General features: G+C 41.3%; 14 protein-coding genes. 9 read left to right on the forward strand and 5 right to left on the reverse strand.

Annotated features, from left to right (window positions below; all coding sequences use genetic code 11):
* Positions 1–41: 41 nt before the first annotated feature.
* Positions 42–1877 carry a serine hydrolase domain-containing protein gene (locus tag LY11_RS11875; RefSeq protein ID WP_245952723.1) on the reverse strand — a complete coding sequence of 612 codons (1836 nt, stop codon included), beginning with the start codon at positions 1875–1877 and terminating at the stop codon, positions 42–44.
* 120 nt (positions 1878–1997) lie between these two features.
* Between LY11_RS11875 and mutL the strand changes: the two genes are divergently transcribed.
* The 7 genes from mutL to LY11_RS11910 all read left to right on the forward strand — a co-directional run bounded on the left by mutL (position 1998) and on the right by LY11_RS11910 (position 10146).
* Complete coding sequence (gene mutL, locus LY11_RS11880) at positions 1998–3920, forward strand: DNA mismatch repair endonuclease MutL (protein ID WP_111633917.1); 1923 nt, start codon at positions 1998–2000, stop codon at positions 3918–3920.
* 2 nt (positions 3921–3922) lie between these two features.
* Positions 3923–4660, forward strand: coding sequence for a rhomboid family intramembrane serine protease (locus tag LY11_RS11885; protein WP_198163712.1), 738 nt, complete (start codon positions 3923–3925; stop codon positions 4658–4660).
* Complete coding sequence (locus LY11_RS11890; protein ID WP_111633918.1) at positions 4653–5519, forward strand: rhomboid family intramembrane serine protease; 867 nt, start codon at positions 4653–4655, stop codon at positions 5517–5519. Before LY11_RS11885 ends, LY11_RS11890 begins: the two co-directional genes overlap by 8 nt.
* On the forward strand, positions 5519–6628 hold the full coding sequence (locus LY11_RS11895; RefSeq protein ID WP_111633919.1) for an endonuclease/exonuclease/phosphatase family protein: 1110 nt from the start codon (positions 5519–5521) through the stop codon (positions 6626–6628). The genes LY11_RS11890 and LY11_RS11895 overlap by 1 nt, the downstream gene beginning before the upstream one ends.
* Before the next feature lie 72 nt (positions 6629–6700).
* Positions 6701–8161 (forward strand): cysteine--tRNA ligase, encoded by a 1461-nt coding sequence (cysS, locus tag LY11_RS11900; RefSeq protein ID WP_111633920.1) that lies wholly within the window; start codon positions 6701–6703, stop codon positions 8159–8161.
* A gap of 98 nt (positions 8162–8259) precedes the next feature.
* Entirely contained in the window at positions 8260–9117 is an 858-nt protein-coding gene (locus LY11_RS11905; protein WP_111633921.1) for a nuclear transport factor 2 family protein, read from the forward strand.
* A gap of 138 nt (positions 9118–9255) precedes the next feature.
* Positions 9256–10146: a glycerophosphodiester phosphodiesterase family protein gene (locus LY11_RS11910; protein ID WP_111633922.1), complete on the forward strand. Its 891-nt coding sequence runs from the start codon at positions 9256–9258 to the stop codon at positions 10144–10146.
* A 530-nt stretch (positions 10147–10676) separates the two neighbouring features.
* Here the strand turns inward: LY11_RS11910 and LY11_RS11915 are convergent.
* From LY11_RS11915 to LY11_RS11925, 3 genes are read right to left on the reverse strand one after another with little or no spacing between them, the layout of a single operon-like run.
* On the reverse strand, positions 10677–11639 hold the full coding sequence (locus LY11_RS11915; RefSeq protein ID WP_111633923.1) for an AAA family ATPase: 963 nt from the start codon (positions 11637–11639) through the stop codon (positions 10677–10679).
* A 2-nt stretch (positions 11640–11641) separates the two neighbouring features.
* Positions 11642–13009: a peptidylprolyl isomerase gene (locus LY11_RS11920; protein ID WP_111633924.1), complete on the reverse strand. Its 1368-nt coding sequence runs from the start codon at positions 13007–13009 to the stop codon at positions 11642–11644.
* A gap of 60 nt (positions 13010–13069) precedes the next feature.
* Positions 13070–13660, reverse strand: coding sequence for a hypothetical protein (locus LY11_RS11925; RefSeq protein ID WP_111633925.1), 591 nt, complete (start codon positions 13658–13660; stop codon positions 13070–13072).
* A gap of 110 nt (positions 13661–13770) precedes the next feature.
* On the opposite strand from LY11_RS11925, the gene LY11_RS11930 reads away from it, so the two are divergent.
* Together LY11_RS11930 and LY11_RS11935 are read left to right on the forward strand one after the other, a co-directional pair.
* Complete coding sequence (locus LY11_RS11930; RefSeq protein ID WP_111633926.1) at positions 13771–14433, forward strand: hypothetical protein; 663 nt, start codon at positions 13771–13773, stop codon at positions 14431–14433.
* Positions 14430–15014 (forward strand): non-canonical purine NTP diphosphatase, encoded by a 585-nt coding sequence (locus tag LY11_RS11935; protein ID WP_170132676.1) that lies wholly within the window; start codon positions 14430–14432, stop codon positions 15012–15014. Before LY11_RS11930 ends, LY11_RS11935 begins: the two co-directional genes overlap by 4 nt.
* Here the strand turns inward: LY11_RS11935 and LY11_RS11940 are convergent.
* Positions 14983–17637, reverse strand: coding sequence for an OstA-like protein (locus tag LY11_RS11940; RefSeq protein WP_111633927.1), 2655 nt, complete (start codon positions 17635–17637; stop codon positions 14983–14985). The genes LY11_RS11935 and LY11_RS11940 overlap by 32 nt on opposite strands.
* Between the last annotated feature and the right edge of the window lie 39 nt (positions 17638–17676).

The raw sequence follows: 17676 nt of genomic DNA on the forward strand, positions 1-17676 counted from the left end.
CTCCCTGTTTTAGAGCGGATTTATTTTTGCAGTGACCGGGTTTATTTCTGTAGCCCTTTGTCGATTGCCTGGTTAATCACGTCCTGAATGCGGGAACGGATGCCCATACTGACAAGCTTATTGGTGACTGATGGGTTAACGCGGTTCGATAAAAAGACATAAACGAGGCCTCTTGATGGGTCTACCCAAACTGCAGTACCGGTATAACCGGTGTGGCCATAGGTTTGTGATGAGGCGGTCGATGAAGGGTATTTCTTAGCGAGGTTCGGGTCCCAGCGGTCAAATCCTAATCCTCTTCTGCTCACGTTTGATTGTTGGGCAGTGAAGTTTTCTACGGTTCCTGGTTTGAAATAAGTTTGGCCTCCGTAAGTTCCTTTGTTCAGAAACATCTGGTACATGATCGCCATGTCATTGGTACTGGCAAATAGGCCGGCATGTCCGGAGACTCCGCCTACAAGGGCTGCTCCCTGATCATGGACGTAACCTACGAGCAGTGTCTTTCTGAAATAGGTGTCGTCTTCTGTGGGAATGATCTGATCTCTGCTGAACCTGTTTCTTGGCAGGAACCCGGCAGTCTGCATGCCTAAGGGGGCATAAAAGTTTTCAGCGGTGTAGATATTTAAGGGTTCTCCGCTAATTTGCTCCACAATATCCTTCATGACATACATGCTGATGTCGCTGTATACGTATTTACCCCTGGTCCTGATCGGGGCATTCAGCATGCGTGGCCACATTACGTCTTTGAAGTAGTCTTTCCTGATGAAATATCCGTCAGCTACTTTGGTGGGGTAAGCTGCCGAAGAGTCCGGACTGTGGTCGGTTGCTTTAACACTGTCGTGAAAAGCAATATAAGGTATAAAGCCGGCCTGGTGCAGCATCACGTCGCGGACCGGGATTTCATTCATTGCGGTTGGTCTTGCCAGGGCAATGTAAGCGCCTATATTGGTGTCTAGTTTGAGTTTGTTCTGTTCTACTAAACGCATAACCATCGGTGTGGTTGCAGTTATTTTAGTGATGGAAGCCAGGTCGAATATATCGGTGACTTTATCAGCCGGGCCGCCATAGGTATGGGTGCCGTAAGCTTTATTAAAGATAACTTTGCCGTCCTTTGCCACCAATACAACCATGCCGGGTGCGGCTCTCGCTGCGATGGCTTCGGCGGTAATGTTATCAATTTCACGCAGGTTATCACTGTTTACGCCAGCATCTTCGGGAACGGTATAGCTTAGGCGGGTAACGGTAGTGGTAAAGCCTGATCCGGCAAGGTATTTTCCGGAGATATTTCTGGTTAATTTATTGCTGGCCGCTATTCCTCCGAAAATCATCTGGGGGATTAGTGTGGCTGATTGTATGCTTTTGTCCTGTGTCCAGATTATAGGGGTGTTCAGGGAGTCAAAGGGAGCGAGGTTGGTTTGCTGACCGTAGAGGGCAACAATAACGGATTTGGTTTTGGCCAGCGAGTTGATGAAATTGATATACCTTGGCTGGGTTGTTTCCAGGTCCTGAATGGAAATGATAATGGTGTTAAAGAATTTCAGATCGTCCTCGAGCTTTAAGAGTCCGGGCGAGTTTTCATATTTTGCGGAGCTGAAAGAAGTGACTTTCGCATATTTATTCAGCAAGCTATCCGAGATATTCTGAAAATTGAAACCCAGGCTGACTGAGGCTATGTTTTTCTTTTCCAGGGAGGTCAGGGGGATAATGTTTTGCTGGTTGTTCAGCAAAACGGTATGCTGAAGGATGTTAGTGTTGACTTTCAGCAGGTCTTCATTTCTTTGGTGATCTTGTGCGCAGGCACTAAAGGTAGAGATCGCAAGAAGACAAACAGTGATCGTTTGAACAAGATTGTTTTTGTACATAAAAAGCTTATAGTTCATTCAGAACGCTAAAGATATAAAAAGCTTGTACCGGGTTCGTCATTAAATGGTATTTATAATCAAAAGATTTATGTATAAGGCTTATTTTCGTTAAATTAGCGACCTTTACCAAGGAACTAAATGTCAGATATAATACAACTTTTACCCGAGAGTGTTGCGAATCAAATTGCTGCCGGAGAGGTAGTTCAGCGACCTGCATCGGCAGTGAAAGAGTTGATGGAAAATGCCATTGATGCGGGGGCGAATAAGATACAATTGATCTTGAAAGATGCCGGAAAGGTACTTATTCAGGTGATCGACAATGGATGTGGGATGAGCGTTTCTGATGCACGTATGTGTTTTGAGCGCCATGCAACTTCAAAAGTGCGCAAAGCGGAAGATTTATTTGCTATCCGTACCATGGGTTTCCGTGGGGAGGCCATGGCTTCTATTGCCGCGATTGCACAGGTTGAAATGAAAACCCGCCGATTTGAAGATGAACTGGGTACACTGATCGAAATTGAAGGAGCAACGATAACTAAACAGGAACCTGTAGCCACGCCGCAGGGAACCAGTATATGTATCAAAAACTTATTCTTTAATACACCGGCAAGACGCAATTTTCTGAAGAGCAATCCTGCTGAAATGAGGCATATTATCGATGAATTCCAAAGGGTTTCATTGGCTAATCCTGCAATCTCTTTCAGTTTGCATCATGATGGAATGGAGATCTTCAGATTGCCTTCATCTGCTTTAAAACAACGGATAGTCCATTTATTTGGAAATAATTATAACGAAAGACTAATTCCTGTAGAAGAGGATACCACGATTATCAACCTGAAAGGGTTTATTGGCAAGCCTCAGTTTGCAAAGAAAACAAGGGGGGAACAGTTCTTTTTTGTGAACAATCGTTTCATCAGAGATAATTACCTGAATCATGCGCTGAATAAGGCTTATGAAGATTTATTATCAGATGATAACTTCCCTTTCTATGTGCTTTTTATAGATATTGACCCGGCTAAGATTGATGTGAATGTACATCCTACGAAAACGGAGATCAAATATCTGGATGAGAAGTCTATTTATGCAATTATCCATTCTGCGGTTAAACGTTCTCTGGGAAGGTTTAATATCAGCCCGACGATTGATTTTGATCAGGAAACCGCTTTTAGCGGAATGATCAGCCCAAAGAATCTGGACGAAATTATTCCTCCGAGTATTAGTTTTAATCCTGACTTTAATCCTTTTGCTGACGATAAGAGTAGTGATAAGGGGTCTGGCTCTTCTGGTTTCAGAGGCGCGGAAACGGGATTTAGCGGTTCCGGGACTGGTTTTAAGGGAACGGAAACAGGATTCGGAAATTCAAATGGCAATAGTCATCAGCCTGTAGCTAAGAATTGGGGTTCATTGTATGAAATTTCAAAGGATAAGCCGGCTGAGCAGGTTAAAATGGAATTGCCGGGAAATGGTCCTGACGATAAATACGCGCCGATACAGAAACAGCTGATGCAGCTGCATAATAAGTACATTATTTCTCAGATTAAGTCAGGTTTAATGCTGATTGATCAGCAGGCGGCACACGAAAGAATATTGTATGAACGTTTTAGCATTAACCTGGAAGACCGCAAGGGTGCCTCGCAACAGAGTTTGTTTCCGCAGACGGTTACCTTAAGCCCGAATGATTATGAGTTAGCGAAGAGTTTACTGGACGACATTAAGAGCCTGGGCTTTGAGGTCAGAGAATTTGGAAAGAATACTTTAGTCATTGAGGGGATTCCTGTTGATCTGGGAAGTAACCAGATTAATGAGACTCAGCTTTTTGAACACCTGATAGAAGGTTTTAAGAATTCTCAGCAGGAGTTAAAGCTGGATAAAAGGGATGCACTGGCCAGAAGTATGGCTAAGAATAGTGCGATTAAGAGTGGGGTTGTTTTAGGGCAGCAGGAAATGAATATGTTGATTGAGCAGTTGTTTGCGTGTAAGGCACCAAACTTTAGTATCAGCGGCAGGCCTGTAATCCAAACGATGTCACTGACAGAAATTGATAGAAAATTTGATAAGTAATGATGAATAATATTCATATACCTCCAGTTGTTAAGAACCTGTTGATCATCAACGTGTTGTTCTTCGCGGCTAAATATGTTTTTGAATCTAAGGGAATTGACCTGGGTTATTATCTGGGCGCATTTTACTTTGATTCTCCGCTGTTTAAAATATGGCAGCCGATTACGTATATGTTTATGCACGGGAACTTTACCCATATTTTATTCAATATGTTTGCCTTGTTCTCTTTCGGTTCGGTGCTGGAAACCAGGTGGGGAACTAAAAGATTTATCAACTTTTACCTGATTACGGGTTTAGGTGCACTGGCTTTACAATGGGGCGTGCAGGCTTTTGAAGTTTATCAAATGACAGGTTCTCCGGTTAATCCAGGGGCTGTAACCATTGATATTGTGAAGGGCATGGCTTCTTTAAATTTAAGGGGTTTAAGTCCTGATCAGGGACAAACGTTATTGAGCATTTATTCTGGCCCTATGGTTGGGGCTTCCGGAGCCATATTTGGTTTACTGGTAGCTTTTGGAATGCTTTATCCGAATGCAGAGCTTTATATTATGTTTATTCCGGTACCTGTGAAGGCTAAATATATCATCCCGGTTTATATTTTGATAGAACTTAGTTTGGGAGTAGCCAGCGTTCAGGGAGATTCCGTTGCGCATTATGCACACCTTGGTGGTGCATTGCTAGGGTTTATACTCGTGAAGTTATGGAAAGAGAAAAATACATTTTACGACTATTATGACTAAGAAGAATCTGTTTGAGGAACTGAAATATAAAGTTTTCCAGTCTGGGAACCCGGTGTTTTTTTACATTGGGATCAACACGATTGTATACGTCGCTGTAGCTCTTTTTGGGGTTACTTATTTCCTGGCGGGTAATACGAATGTCCGGTTTTTAGATTATGTGAGTGAGTATGTTGCTTTTCCTGCAGCTTTACCTAAACTCCCTTTCCGCTTTTATACGATACTGACTTATCAATTTTTTCATAGTGATATTTTTCATATCCTGTTTAATATGTTATGGCTGTTCTGGATGGGCAGGATCTTTTTAGAGTTCCTGAAACCGCGTCAGTTCCATTTGGTATATCTTGCGGGCGGAGTAATGGGTGCAGTCATTTATGCACTGGCTTATAATATTTTCCCTGTTTTTGCGGATTATATTCCTGCGGCGACAATCATCGGTTCGTCAGCTTCAGTAATGGCTATTGCAGTGGCTACGGCTACTTTGGTTCCGGATTATTCGATGAACCTGATGTTTATCGGAAATGTGAAACTGAAGTATTTGCTGATGGCTTATATTGTATTTGACCTGATCAGCATTGCTTCCCAGAATCCGGGAGGCAGTTTTGCGCATCTTGGTGGTGCATTGTTTGGTTTTGTTTATATTAAGCTTTTGCAGGGCGGAAACGATTTAAGTGGCTGGTTTGAACGTAAGCCGACTTTAAAAGTGGTTAAAAATGATAAGCCTAATGCTGGTGCAAGGAATAAAAGTAATAAGGTGAACCAGAAAGAGGTTGATGCTATACTTGATAAAGTTTCTAAGTCAGGTTATGATAAGTTAAGCAGACAGGAAAAGGAGATTTTATTCAAGGCGAGTAAGGATTAATGAAGAAAAAAAAGCTTAGTTTTTTAGGGAAGATCACAGTGCTTGTTGGAATGGTTATGGCTTTTGCTCTTTTACTGGGTATATTAGCTGGTAATCTTGATCCGCGTGAGCATGAGCGCATTGCCTTTTTTGGGCTGGCCTATCCTTTTGTGCTGCTTTTAAATGTATTTTTTATTATTTGGTGGGTTTTACGGGGCAGAATTCTATTTGCTTTAGGTACGGCCGCTATCATCGCGATTGGCTGGCATCCGTTAATTGCGACGGTTGGTTTTATCGGTGAATCTGGTGATGGCCCGAAATCGGCTCCTGATCTGGTCAGGATGATGACTTACAATGTGCATAGTTTTAAACCTTATGGCGAAGCGGGCAATGAGTCGGTGAAGCAGCAGATGCTCGCTGTCGTGAAAGATGAAAACCCTGATATTATCTGTTTTCAGGAATATTATACGCGCCGCAAGGGAACGTTTGCGATTACTGATAGTTTAAAGCAGATCCTGAAAACTTCCAATTACTATTTTGTACCTTCTTCTGGCAATGATTATGAATCTGCGGGATTAGCTATCTTCTCGAGGTACCCGATCGTCAATAAGGGAAGTATCTTGTTTAGTACCAATCACGGTGGCAATGCGAGCATCTATGTAGATGTAATGGTCAATAAGGAGAAGGTACGGGTTTATAATGTTCATTTGCAGTCTATATCTTTTGATAAGCAGGATTATAATTACCTGGATAAAGTGACCAAAAAAATAGATACGGAGATTTTACCGGCAAAAAGAATCGTAAGCATGCTGAAAACGGCATTTCTTAAAAGAAGCGGACAGGTTGATATTATGAAAGATCATATGAAAGCGTGTACAACACCTTTCCTGATTGCGGGAGATTTTAATGATACACCTGCTTCGTATGCGGTAACACAATTAACAAAATCACTTCATAATACGTTTGTAGAACAGGGAACTGGCCTTGGCCGTACGTATAACGGGAAATTCCCTAATTTCCAGATTGACTATATCTCGGCTACCAGGAATATCAAGGTAATCAATCACCGGATTATACAAGCGAGATTATCTGATCATTTCCCTGTAAGAAGTGACTTAAGAATCAATTAATATACTCACAAATTTTTATCTTTGTTATCTTCAGTCCTGCATATTCCCGGACTAAAATAAATATATATACTAATGGAGAACGGTTTACAGCTATACAATACCCTTACGCGCAAAAAAGAGAATTTCGAACCCTTAAACGGACATCATGTTGGAATGTACGTTTGCGGGCCTACTGTTTACAGTGATGTGCATTTGGGTAACTGCCGTACTTTCATTTCTTTTGATTTAATCTTCAGATACCTGAAGTATATGGGTTTCAAGGTTCGTTATGTTCGTAATATAACGGATGCGGGCCATTTAGAGGGTGATCGTGATGAGGGTGATGATAAGTTTGCGAAAAGAGCAAAACTGGAGCAGCTGGAGCCTATGGAGATTGTACAGAAATATACATTGGGTTTTCATGATGTATTGCGGATGTTCAATACTTTGCCGCCAAGTATTGAGCCTACGGCAACTGGTCATATTATCGAGCAGATTGAAATGATTAAAGATATTATCGCCAATGGTTATGCTTATGAGACTAATGGAACGGTATATTTTGATGTAGAAAAGTATAGTCAAACTTATAATTATACGGTATTAACTAATCGTAATCTGGACGATATGATGGCTAATACGAGAGAGTTAGGCGGACAGGATGAGAAACGCGGCAGACTTGATTTTGCGTTATGGATTAAGGCGAAGCCTGAAACATTGATGCGCTGGCAGTCCCCATGGGGTGTTGGATTTCCGGGCTGGCATATTGAGTGCTCTGCAATGAGTGCGAAGTATCTGGGCGAGGAGTTTGATATTCATGGTGGTGGAATGGATTTAGCGGCTACGCACCATACCAACGAAATTGCACAGTCGGAGGCTTGTTATCATAAGCATCCTGCAAAATATTGGATGCACACGAATATGTTAACTGTTAATGGGGCAAGAATGTCTAAAACTGCTGGTAATGGTTTTATGCCTTTACAGTTGTTTTCTGGTGATCATCCTTTGTTAACAAAAGGATATAGCCCGATGACTGTTAAGTTTTTTATGCTTCAGGCGCATTACCGCAGTACGCTGGATTTCTCAAATGACGCATTGGATGCTTCAGAAAAGGGGTTCAGAAGATTAATGAATTCTTTAAGTCTGCTGGATAAATTAACACCTGCTGAAACGGGAGATTTTGAAATCGAACCGATCAGGTTGAATTGTGTAAAGGCAATGAATGACGATTTTAACAGCCCTGTAGTGATTGCAGAATTGTTCGAGGCCGCAAGAATTATCAATACTGTTTATGATGGTAAGGGTAGTATTTCTGCTGTTGAACTGGAGAAATTGAAACAATTGATGCAGGATTTTGTTTATGATATTTTTGGATTAAAAGATGAGGAGAGTTCAAATACGGAATTAAATGATGTATTGGATATGGTTATCGATATTAGAAAGAGTGCAAAAGAGAATAAAGATTATGCTACTTCTGATAAGATACGTATCGGCCTTCAGGATATTGGTATCCAGTTAAAAGATAGCAAAGAAGGTACTACGTGGAATAAATTATAATCTTATCACTTGTTAAATTTTAATACTGCAGCCTTTTAATACTGTAACCCATACGTTTAATACTATAACCCTTATATTTTAATACTATAAACTAAACCATGATCAATAAAATTATCTGCACCCTAATGGCTGCAACTTTTACCTTGGGAGCAACTGCTCAGCATACTGATGGCACTACTAAATCATTAGTAAAAGCGGAAGAGGAATTTGCAGCAACTGCAGCAAAGGATGGCATTAAATCTGCCTTTGACGCATATAGTGCGAAAGGTGCTTTGGTATTCAGACCCAACCCGGTAGATGTAAAAACATATTATGCAAGCCAGCCTAATGATAAAAATCTAAGCTGGACTCCTGATTATGCAAGGGTTTCACGCAGCGGAGACTGGGGTTTTACTTCTGGTGGTTACACGGTAGAAGGAGAAACTAAAACTTATGGTGATTATCTTACGGTGTGGAAAGCAGTTAATGGAAAGTGGGAAGTTGCTTTGGATTTAGGTGCGGAACATCATAAGCCTTTAAAACCGGTTACTACTCATTTTGTAGAGCCTAAGGATTATTTTAAACCAAAATTCGCTGGGCCAAAACAATTGGCTGCTGGAAAAGATATAATTCTGACAACTGAAAAGACGTTGAACATGACCTTAAAGTCTTACGGGATTGCTGCTTATGGTGGTTTCCTGAATCCGGATGCAAGAGTTGTTTTCCCAGGTTATGAGCCTGTAATTGGAAAAGATAAGATCATCGCTTTTTATAATAGCATGGTTGATAAAATGAGCTTAAGAACTGTTGGTGCTGATAAGGCTGCTGGTGGAGATTTAGCTTATACTTACGGGGTAGCAACGATTGACTACAGAACGGATTTAAGAGAGAGTTTTAATTATGTGTTCATTTATGAGCGTCAGCCTGATTTTAACTGGAATCTTATTCAGCAGATTTACGTTCCTGCGGAACGCTAAGTTTCTTATTCTCAAATAAAAAGGGTTTCTTAGTGCCGGTTTAGTTTTAGGCTGGTGTTAAGAAGCCCTTTTTTATTGAGGGTATCTGGGTTGTATCATAAATGGTATTTAACCGTTAAATGATTAAAGAAAAGAATTATGAAGAAATACTTACTGTTTGGAGTTGCATTGTTGTGTTGTTATGTACAGGGTTATAGTCAGACTTTTGATAAGCAGGGGCAAAGGGGGGCAAGGGGTTTAATGCCTGAAAATACGATTGGTGGTATGCTGCGTTCGCTGGATCTTGGAGTAACGACTTTAGGGATGAATGTAGTCATATCAAAAGATAAGCAGGTAGTGCTTTCTCATGAGCCTTATTTTAACAATGAGATCAGCCTCACGCCGGATGGGAAGGATATTCCGCTGAAGGACGAGAAAAAGTATAATATGTATGAAATGGATTATGACCAGATCCGAAAGTATGATGTGGGAAGCAAGGTTCATAAGCGTTATCCTGGTCAGCAGAAGTATAAGGCGTATAAGCCGCTGCTGAGTGAGGTAATAGATTCGGTAGAGGCTTATGTAAAGCTGCATAAGTTGCCTAAGCCTAATTATGCAATCGAAATTAAAACTATCCGTAAGGGTGATTCGGTATTCCATCCTGAACCGGCAGAGTTTTCACAGTTGGTAATGGATGTGGTAGTGAAGAAAAAGATGACTAAAAGGGCAGTTATACAGGCTTTTGATGTGAGGTGTTTGCAATATGTGCATGAGCATTATCCGAAAGTGAGAACGGCACTGATGATCGATGAGAAGGAGGATTTTGAGAATAATATCAAGGATCTTGGGTTCAGCCCGACGTTTTATAGTCCGTACGCGGTATTGGTTGGGAAAGGGTTAGTGGACAGGTGCCATGAAGCGGGAATCAAGATCGTGCCGTGGACGGTGAATAGTTTGAAGGATATGGAGTATATGGTGGGGTTGGGGGTCGATGGTATCATCACTGATTATCCCAATTTATTCCAGCAATTGGAATTGCCTGTCAAGTAGTTTTTCCGGTTGGAAGGGGGTTTCTTCTGAGGGGTCAAAAAAACAGGGTGTGCTATTTTCAGACTGGTCGCCTCCTGAAGGGGAGCCGAAGGTCAGGAAAACAGCACACCCTGTTTTTTTGCTTTCTGGGGATAGCCCATTGTAAACCGGAAATACTAACCCGCCGGAAATACACAATCATGAAAAATATGGATAACAGTTCTTCAGTTGGGCAGGGAGGTGAAATAAAGAAAAGAAACCAGTTGAGGAAATAAAGTGAAGAAACTAGTTGAGGAAATAAAGAGGAGAAACTAGTTGAGGAAATAAAGTGAAGAAACGAGTTGAGGAAATAAAGTGAAGAAACCAGTTGAGGAAATAAAGAGGAGAAACCAGTTGAGGAAATAAAGTGAAGAAACTAGTTGAGGAAATAAAGAGAAGAAACCAGTTGAAGAAATAAAGAGGAGAAACCAGTTGAAGAAATAAAGTGAAGTACCTGTTTGGTGGAACCTAAACTGAGTATATATGTTTCCTTTTGTTGCTGAGAAAGCTTGTTATAGCAGGTTCTTAATGATTTTCTCTACGGACAGGCCTTCGGCTTCGGCACGGTAGTTTCTTACGATACGGTGGCGGAGAATAGCTTCTGCAACGGCTTGAACGTCTTCGATGTCCGGGGAGTACTTTCCGGAGATTGCGGCATGGCATTTAGCACCGAGAATAAGAAATTGGGAGGCCCTCGGGCCTGCTCCCCAGTTGACATACTGGTTGATTTCAGGGGTTGCCAATGGGTTTCCGGGACGGGTTTTTCCGGTTAGTTTTACCGCATATTCCAGTACGTTATCGGTCACGGGAATGGTACGGATCAATTGCTGGAAGTATTGGATCTGCTCGGCGTTGATTAGTTTTTTGAGGGTAACGGGGTTGTTGCCGGTAGAGTTTTTAACGATAGTAAGTTCTTCCTGGAAGGTTGGGTAGGTCAGCAGCACGTTGAACATGAAACGGTCAAGCTGGGCTTCGGGAAGGGGGTAAGTACCTTCTTGTTCGATGGGGTTCTGGGTAGCAAGAACGAAAAAGGGTTTGGGTAAGATGTGTTTGTGACCGGCTGCGGTAACGGATTTCTCCTGCATGGCTTCTAAAAGGGCAGCCTGGGTTTTTGGAGGGGTCCTGTTGATTTCGTCAGCAAGAACAATATTAGAGAAGACAGGGCCTTTAATGAACTTAAAGTTCCTGTCTTCTCCTAAGATTTCTGAGCCAATAATATCCCCTGGCATCAGATCGGGGGTAAATTGTATTCTGTTAAAGTTAAGGTCAAGCACATCTGCTACGGTTTGCACCAGTAGGGTCTTTGCCAGCCCGGGAACACCTACGAGTAAGCAGTGTCCATTGCTCAGGATGGAGATTAGTACCGATTTAACAGCTTCATCCTGTCCAATAACGACTTTACCAATTTCATTCTTTATATCCTTATAAAATTGGTGAAGGGCATCTACTGCCGCCTTGTCGTTAGTGTACTGCATAATTATTTTGTTTCTTCTGGGATTGGTTTAGTCCAGATCTTCAGCTCATCACAGGTTGAGTAGTCAGGATCGATTCTAATATAAGTGCTTTTTCTTCTTTTTTCAAACCATTCACTCATTACTCTATCCATTTTTTGTTGCTGGGCCTTTTCTTTGAACTTAGCGTAATCTTGTTCAAGGTTACCTTTGTGCGGGGCAATCTTAGATTTTAAAAGAATAATTTTAAAGCCTTCTTTTCCGTCAGCTCCTGTAAAGGGTACTGGTTTTGAGATTTCACCAACTTTCATGGTATCTACGACAAGGAATACTTTTGGATCTAATTTGTCAGCAGGAATGAAAGTCGTTCTCGCTGTAACGTTATCTGCAAATAATAGCATACCTCCGTTGTATTTAGATTCTTTGTTCGAAGAGTATAGGGATGCTGCTGCCGAGAAACTCAGTTTGTTAGCGATTACATTATTGTAAACACTGTCTGCGTGTAGTTTTGCACGGTCCAGACTCTGCGGGGTAGTTTGCGGACGAATCAGAATGTGACGGGCGTGAACTTGCTCTCCTCTTCGTTCTACAACTTGTAAGACGTGGAATCCGAAGTCTGTTTCAAATACTGGCGAAAGTTCTCCTGGTTTTAGTTTGAAGGCATAAGCTGTAAATTCTTTTGCCATCATCGTACGGTCAAAGAATCCTAAGTCACCACCTTCTGGTGCTGAACCCGGATCTTCAGAGTAAGTTTTTGCTAAAAAGCCGAAGTCTTCTCCGCTTTTAACACGCAGCCTTATCGCATCAAGCTTATCAAAGAAGCGTTGTTTTTCTGATTTTGTAAGCTCTGGGTTGATTACGATCTCTCCAACTTCATATTCAGCAGGAATGTCAGGTAAACTGTCTTTTTTGTAAGAATCGTAGTATTTTCTTACTTCTACAGGTGTAATACTCACTTTCTCAGTGATCGTTCCCTGCATTTTATTCGCCTGAAGCTGATCTTTAACGTCAGGTCTAAGCTCATCTTTATATTGTAATACTGAACGGTTCAGGAATTCTTCCAGTTTGTCCTGGCCTCCTGCACGCTGAATCTGGTAACGCATTCTTTTATCCAGCTCATCATCCACTTGCTTATCATCCACCATCACGGAGTCAATATTCGCTTGTTGTTTTAATAGATGTTGAACCAGCATTTGTTGAAGGATGTAACACTTTACTTTCTCATCCACAGGATTCCCCGAATTCAGGTACATGACGTATTGCTGGTTTAATTCCGACAGTAGGATTACATCGCTTCCCAGTACCGCAATCACCTTATCTACGCTTTTTGTCTGGGATTGTACGTTTAAAAACAAGAAGAGCAATCCGCTTGCCATCAATAAAATTTTCTTCATTATACTATTTTCAATTATATTCTATTTGCAAATTTACTATTATTCAATGATTTGTCTGTGCTATTCTGTGATCAGTTTGCTTAAGGTACGCTGATCTATGGTTATTTTGTATTTGTTGCGCAGCGCAGTGATCCATTTACAGTCGAGTTGCTTCTGATAGTCTTCGGCAACCTCACTTTTACTGTCTTCATATGACATCGAAGGATAGGACTCCGCATGGGCATTATAATATTCATGGATCTGCTTGTCGTTATTCTCCAGTCCGTCCCAGATTTTCTTCTCGGAAATATTGAAAAGTAAAAGGGCCTCTTTAAACTCGTTAACAACCAGTGAAAAGTCTGCGCCTTTAGCTTCTGGTGGTGCTGAGGCTAATAAGGCCTGCTCATAATTTCTGGTTTCAGCGATATAGGTACTGTCTTTATCTAATCCGGCCTCCAGGGCATCCTGAACTTTCAGCTTAAAATCAATGTATATGTTTAAAAACGAAATTAAATCCGTTAATGTTGGCTTGGGATTCCCCGGACGATGTTTCTGATATACCCATACAAATTCTTTCTGGCTTACAGGGCTGCCGTTGATTACAGCTACGCTTTGTGCGACAGTACTGAAATAGAAAAAACAGAGAACAAGAATAAAACAGATTTTTCTCACAAAAGGTCTAAATGGTATTTTTAAGGTATAAAAGTAATAAATTAAGGCACTATAATAAGATATTTAACTAATTTTAACACAAAAAATATTTCCCAAAAAAGGCACAATTCATGGGTGAACAGTTAACCACCAGCGCAGAAGCTCTCCGTTTATTTTTTACGGAAGATATTTACCTGGTCAATAGTGATGATAAAATACTTGCTGCGGCACAACCTGAGCTTACATCTGCTCGTATTGCTGTGCCCGGAAATCCTGCTCCTGCACTCTCCACCCCGGTTATTGAAGTTGTAATTCCTGTTGTGGAAGTTGAAATCCCGGTTGTGGAACAGCAAATGCCAGAAGTTAAGGCGGTAGTTGCTGAGGTTAAAACGCCTTCGGCAGAAGCTGTAGTATTCAAGTATCTTGGCAAGAATCAGAAAAATATTTTAATCCTGGTAAATGATGCGGGGAATGAGGTGAGCACGGACAAAGGAAAAGAGTTGTTGCGGAATATCGTGAAAGCGCTTCAGCTAACTGCGAATGATTTTGCTTTACTGAATTATGCGGCTTATACGAACACTGGTTTTGAAGAGTTCAGGAGCTTCTTTAAGAGTAACCTGGTCTTCGCTTTTGGTGTCACTCCTTTACATCTTGGCCTGGGAGAATATCCTGTAAATGAAATTATTATGCAAGGTGCTGCACAACTTATTTTTTCCGCAAACCTGGATCAGCTTGCTGATGATCAGGCTGGAAAGAAGGCTTTGTGGGGCAGTCTTAAGAAACTGTCCATATGATCAGACAATTAGTATTTGCAACCAATAATCTAAATAAAACAAAAGAGGTCCGCTCATTATTAGCCGGACAATATGAAGTGCTGAACCTGCAGGATATTGGTTGTACGACCGACATTCCGGAAACAGCAGATAGCTTTGCAGGGAATGCGGGTTTAAAAAGCAGGTTTGTTGTTGACAATTATCAGCTGGATTGTTTTGCTGACGATAGTGGCCTGGAAGTAGAGGCGTTAAACAATGAACCGGGGATTTACTCTGCCCGTTATGCTGGTGAAAGGGGAGATGCTGCAAATCTTGATCTGGTCTTACAGAAAATGGAAGGGCAACAAAATCGTGCTGCACGCTTCAGAACAGTGGTTTCTTTAATTCAAAACGGTGAGGAGTTTCTTTTCGAAGGATTAATTCAAGGGACACTCAGAGAAAGCCGCACGGGTGAAAATGGCTTCGGTTATGACCCGATTTTTCAGCCGGACGGATATGAGGTAACTTTTGCTGAAATGGACATGGAACAGAAGAATAAAATCAGTCACCGGGCAATTGCCATGCACAAGCTTATTGCTTTTTTAAAGGAACAGGCTGTTTAGCTAAAGAGTCTGCTTTTTTCAATAATGGAGGTACTATTTTCTGTAGTGTATCTGCAATTTTTGGTGGTACTTTTTGTATGACATCTAAGGGATTGATATTCTTTTTTAGTGAATCCACCTTGTTTTTTAAGGAATCAGCACTCTTTTTCAACGCAGGGATATTATTCTTTTTCAGGTTCAGGGAATCAGCAGCATTTTTCAGAATTTGAGGGTCAGCGTCTTTAACCGCTTTTTTGAGCATATCGCCGGCCCCACCAGGTAATTGATCCGTAATTGCATCAATGGCAGTATTTTTCGGATCTTTTGGCACTGGTTTTCCTGGTATTTTTGTACCCGGTTTAACAGCTCCTTTAGCGACTGTTTTAGGGGCCGCTTTTGGCTTTGCAATTACCCTTGGGTTAGTAATATCTCTTTTTGAACGTGGCCTTAATTCTGGTTTCCAGATAAAACCTGTTAAAATTACATCTTGTTTGATTTCAGCAACTGGTGTAGTTGCGCCTTCGACATCTTTAATGGGGACGACTTCCGAGATCTCACTTTTCCGGAAATTAACTTTAATCCGGCTGCTGATAGTCTGGTTCATCTTATCGTATTTCTTGCCATCGTCGGTCTTCGTGAAATAAACACTTTCTGCATTACCATCCACGTACATACTGTTCAGGGCCCCGTCTTTAAAGAAACCAGTAATCATTTTACCTTTGATCTGGTTGAATTTTGCAGAATCTACAGGATCAACGTTCACGGCAAATGCGTTACTGATCACCTGGACAGAGTTTATCTTTTTATTTCTCAGTTGCAGATAGATCGTATCCCCGGTCTGCTGAGAACTTTGTGACCAGATAATCGGGTTCTTGTACCAGCGTAGGGTAGAATCTGCACTGGTATAAAACAGGGAGTCTGCTTTAGCCTGCATATTAGACTTGAAGACATTGACATGGTGATAAGCTTTAATACTTCTCGTCAGTACTGTATCTGCCGGGTTAAAGGGCAAACTATCTTTGGTTGTTTTTTTAAGCACTGGCTTTACCCCGGTTTTGAGCTTGGCTGTGTCTGTTTTAATTTTTATCGTACCTGATTTAAGTTTTGAGGTATCGGTATGGAGTTTGGCAGTATCAGTTTTAACTTTTGTAATAGCCGTTTTTATCTTTGCGGTATCTGTTTTTGATACTGCACCGGTTGTTTTTACAGCAGGCACATCCTTTGGCGGAGCTGCCTTTTTTACAGTCGGATCAGCTTTTATTCCTGATTTTAAACTATCTGCTTTCAAGGTTTCCTGACTTAGAACCGGAATACCCTTTTTAATCACTGCATCAATTTTTGCAACTGCTGCCTTTTTCTGTAAGGTATCGAGCGCCCGGATTTCTGCTGCTTTTCTGAATATAGAATCAATTTTCTGAATGGGGACTTTCGCTTTCAGCATACTATCCCTTTTTACACTATCCTTTGCTGTTAAAACAAGTTTTAAAGGGAGTGCTTTAGGGTTTTTGCCAGCCGCTGCCGCAGGTTTTTTAGGGTCTGCGGGTTTTGCTTTTTTACTGCCTACCTTACTGCCTTCTCTGCTTTCTTCCCCTAATTCATTATCCTTTTTAAGGACAGGGCCTTTGATCAGCTTTAAAGTTTTCTGCAGAACCATTTGTGTTTCCAATGTATCTGCTCCCAGCCATAAACTGTCCGGACGCTTCACGTCTTTGACCAGAATGGAATCACTCGTGCCCATACCTGCATAAGCGTTTTTAGTCACTAAGGTACGCTGATCCTTTTTATAATAATAGCCCAGCTGACCGTGCATCAGCATTTTATCAATAGTATCTTTAAATACAATATTTCTTACTGCTTTACCGTAACCAGCGCGTCCGTCATAATATAAACTGTCTCCTTTGAGTGATTTACTGCCCGAAGTATACAAGTTGTTTTTTCCAAAATACGCATAAGTTGTTTTCGTATTGTATGCGCCGTTCTCTGTATAGAGATTACCGCCGTCTTTTTCCCTGATATTGGTCGGGCCATAAAAATAAGCCCAGTTGGTCAGCGTATTATATCTCAGGGTATCAGACTTGATAGTACTTTGTTCGGTAACAACGAGCACATTGTACCGGAAATAAGCATCCCTGCTATTGGCAAAATAGTAACCGTTTTTACTGGTGATGGTTGCATCCTTATTGACAATTTTACCACCGCTCACATAAGTACCTACCTTAGGAGCCATAGCGTAGTCCAGTACATTGGTCGTTAGTACCGAAGTTCTGTCCAGCAAACGGACATTACTTGTTAAATGGGCCAGTTTTGCATTTCCATCGTAAGTCAGGAAATCTGAATAAATATTGATCGTATCAGCCTGATTGATATGGACGTTATTAAATGCCTCGAAGTAATTCTTGGACGTATAAAAGACTGCACTGTCGCAGGTAAGAATTGCATTGTCCTGTTTGAAGACTGGCTTTCTTAAATAGGTAATATCTGTTTTTGTAATAATCTTACTTCTTTCTGAACTTTGAAGGATGATCTTCGTTCTTTGTTGTGCTGTCTGAATCGCATTCTGCTGTGCCGAAAGTGACAGGGGAAACAAGAAAAACAGGAGGATGCCTGCAATCCTGAAAGCCGGATTACTATATATGGAGTTCATGATTGTATCATAAACGTTAAAAAGCGTATTTATTTTACT

This window comes from Pedobacter cryoconitis (assembly GCF_003259615.1).
GTDB lineage: Bacteria > Bacteroidota > Bacteroidia > Sphingobacteriales > Sphingobacteriaceae > Pedobacter > Pedobacter cryoconitis.

Coding starts and splice junctions, on each gene's coding strand:
- LY11_RS11875 (WP_245952723.1), bottom strand. CDS start 1,877: ATGAACTATAAGCTTTTTATGTACAAAAACAATCTTGTTCAAACGATC.
- mutL (WP_111633917.1), top strand. CDS start 1,998: ATGTCAGATATAATACAACTTTTACCCGAGAGTGTTGCGAATCAAATT.
- LY11_RS11885 (WP_198163712.1), top strand. CDS start 3,923: ATGAATAATATTCATATACCTCCAGTTGTTAAGAACCTGTTGATCATC.
- LY11_RS11890 (WP_111633918.1), top strand. CDS start 4,653: ATGACTAAGAAGAATCTGTTTGAGGAACTGAAATATAAAGTTTTCCAG.
- LY11_RS11895 (WP_111633919.1), top strand. CDS start 5,519: ATGAAGAAAAAAAAGCTTAGTTTTTTAGGGAAGATCACAGTGCTTGTT.
- cysS (WP_111633920.1), top strand. CDS start 6,701: ATGGAGAACGGTTTACAGCTATACAATACCCTTACGCGCAAAAAAGAG.
- LY11_RS11905 (WP_111633921.1), top strand. CDS start 8,260: ATGATCAATAAAATTATCTGCACCCTAATGGCTGCAACTTTTACCTTG.
- LY11_RS11910 (WP_111633922.1), top strand. CDS start 9,256: ATGAAGAAATACTTACTGTTTGGAGTTGCATTGTTGTGTTGTTATGTA.
- LY11_RS11915 (WP_111633923.1), bottom strand. CDS start 11,639: ATGCAGTACACTAACGACAAGGCGGCAGTAGATGCCCTTCACCAATTT.
- LY11_RS11920 (WP_111633924.1), bottom strand. CDS start 13,009: ATGAAGAAAATTTTATTGATGGCAAGCGGATTGCTCTTCTTGTTTTTA.
- LY11_RS11930 (WP_111633926.1), top strand. CDS start 13,771: ATGGGTGAACAGTTAACCACCAGCGCAGAAGCTCTCCGTTTATTTTTT.
- LY11_RS11935 (WP_170132676.1), top strand. CDS start 14,430: ATGATCAGACAATTAGTATTTGCAACCAATAATCTAAATAAAACAAAA.
- LY11_RS11940 (WP_111633927.1), bottom strand. CDS start 17,637: ATGAACTCCATATATAGTAATCCGGCTTTCAGGATTGCAGGCATCCTC.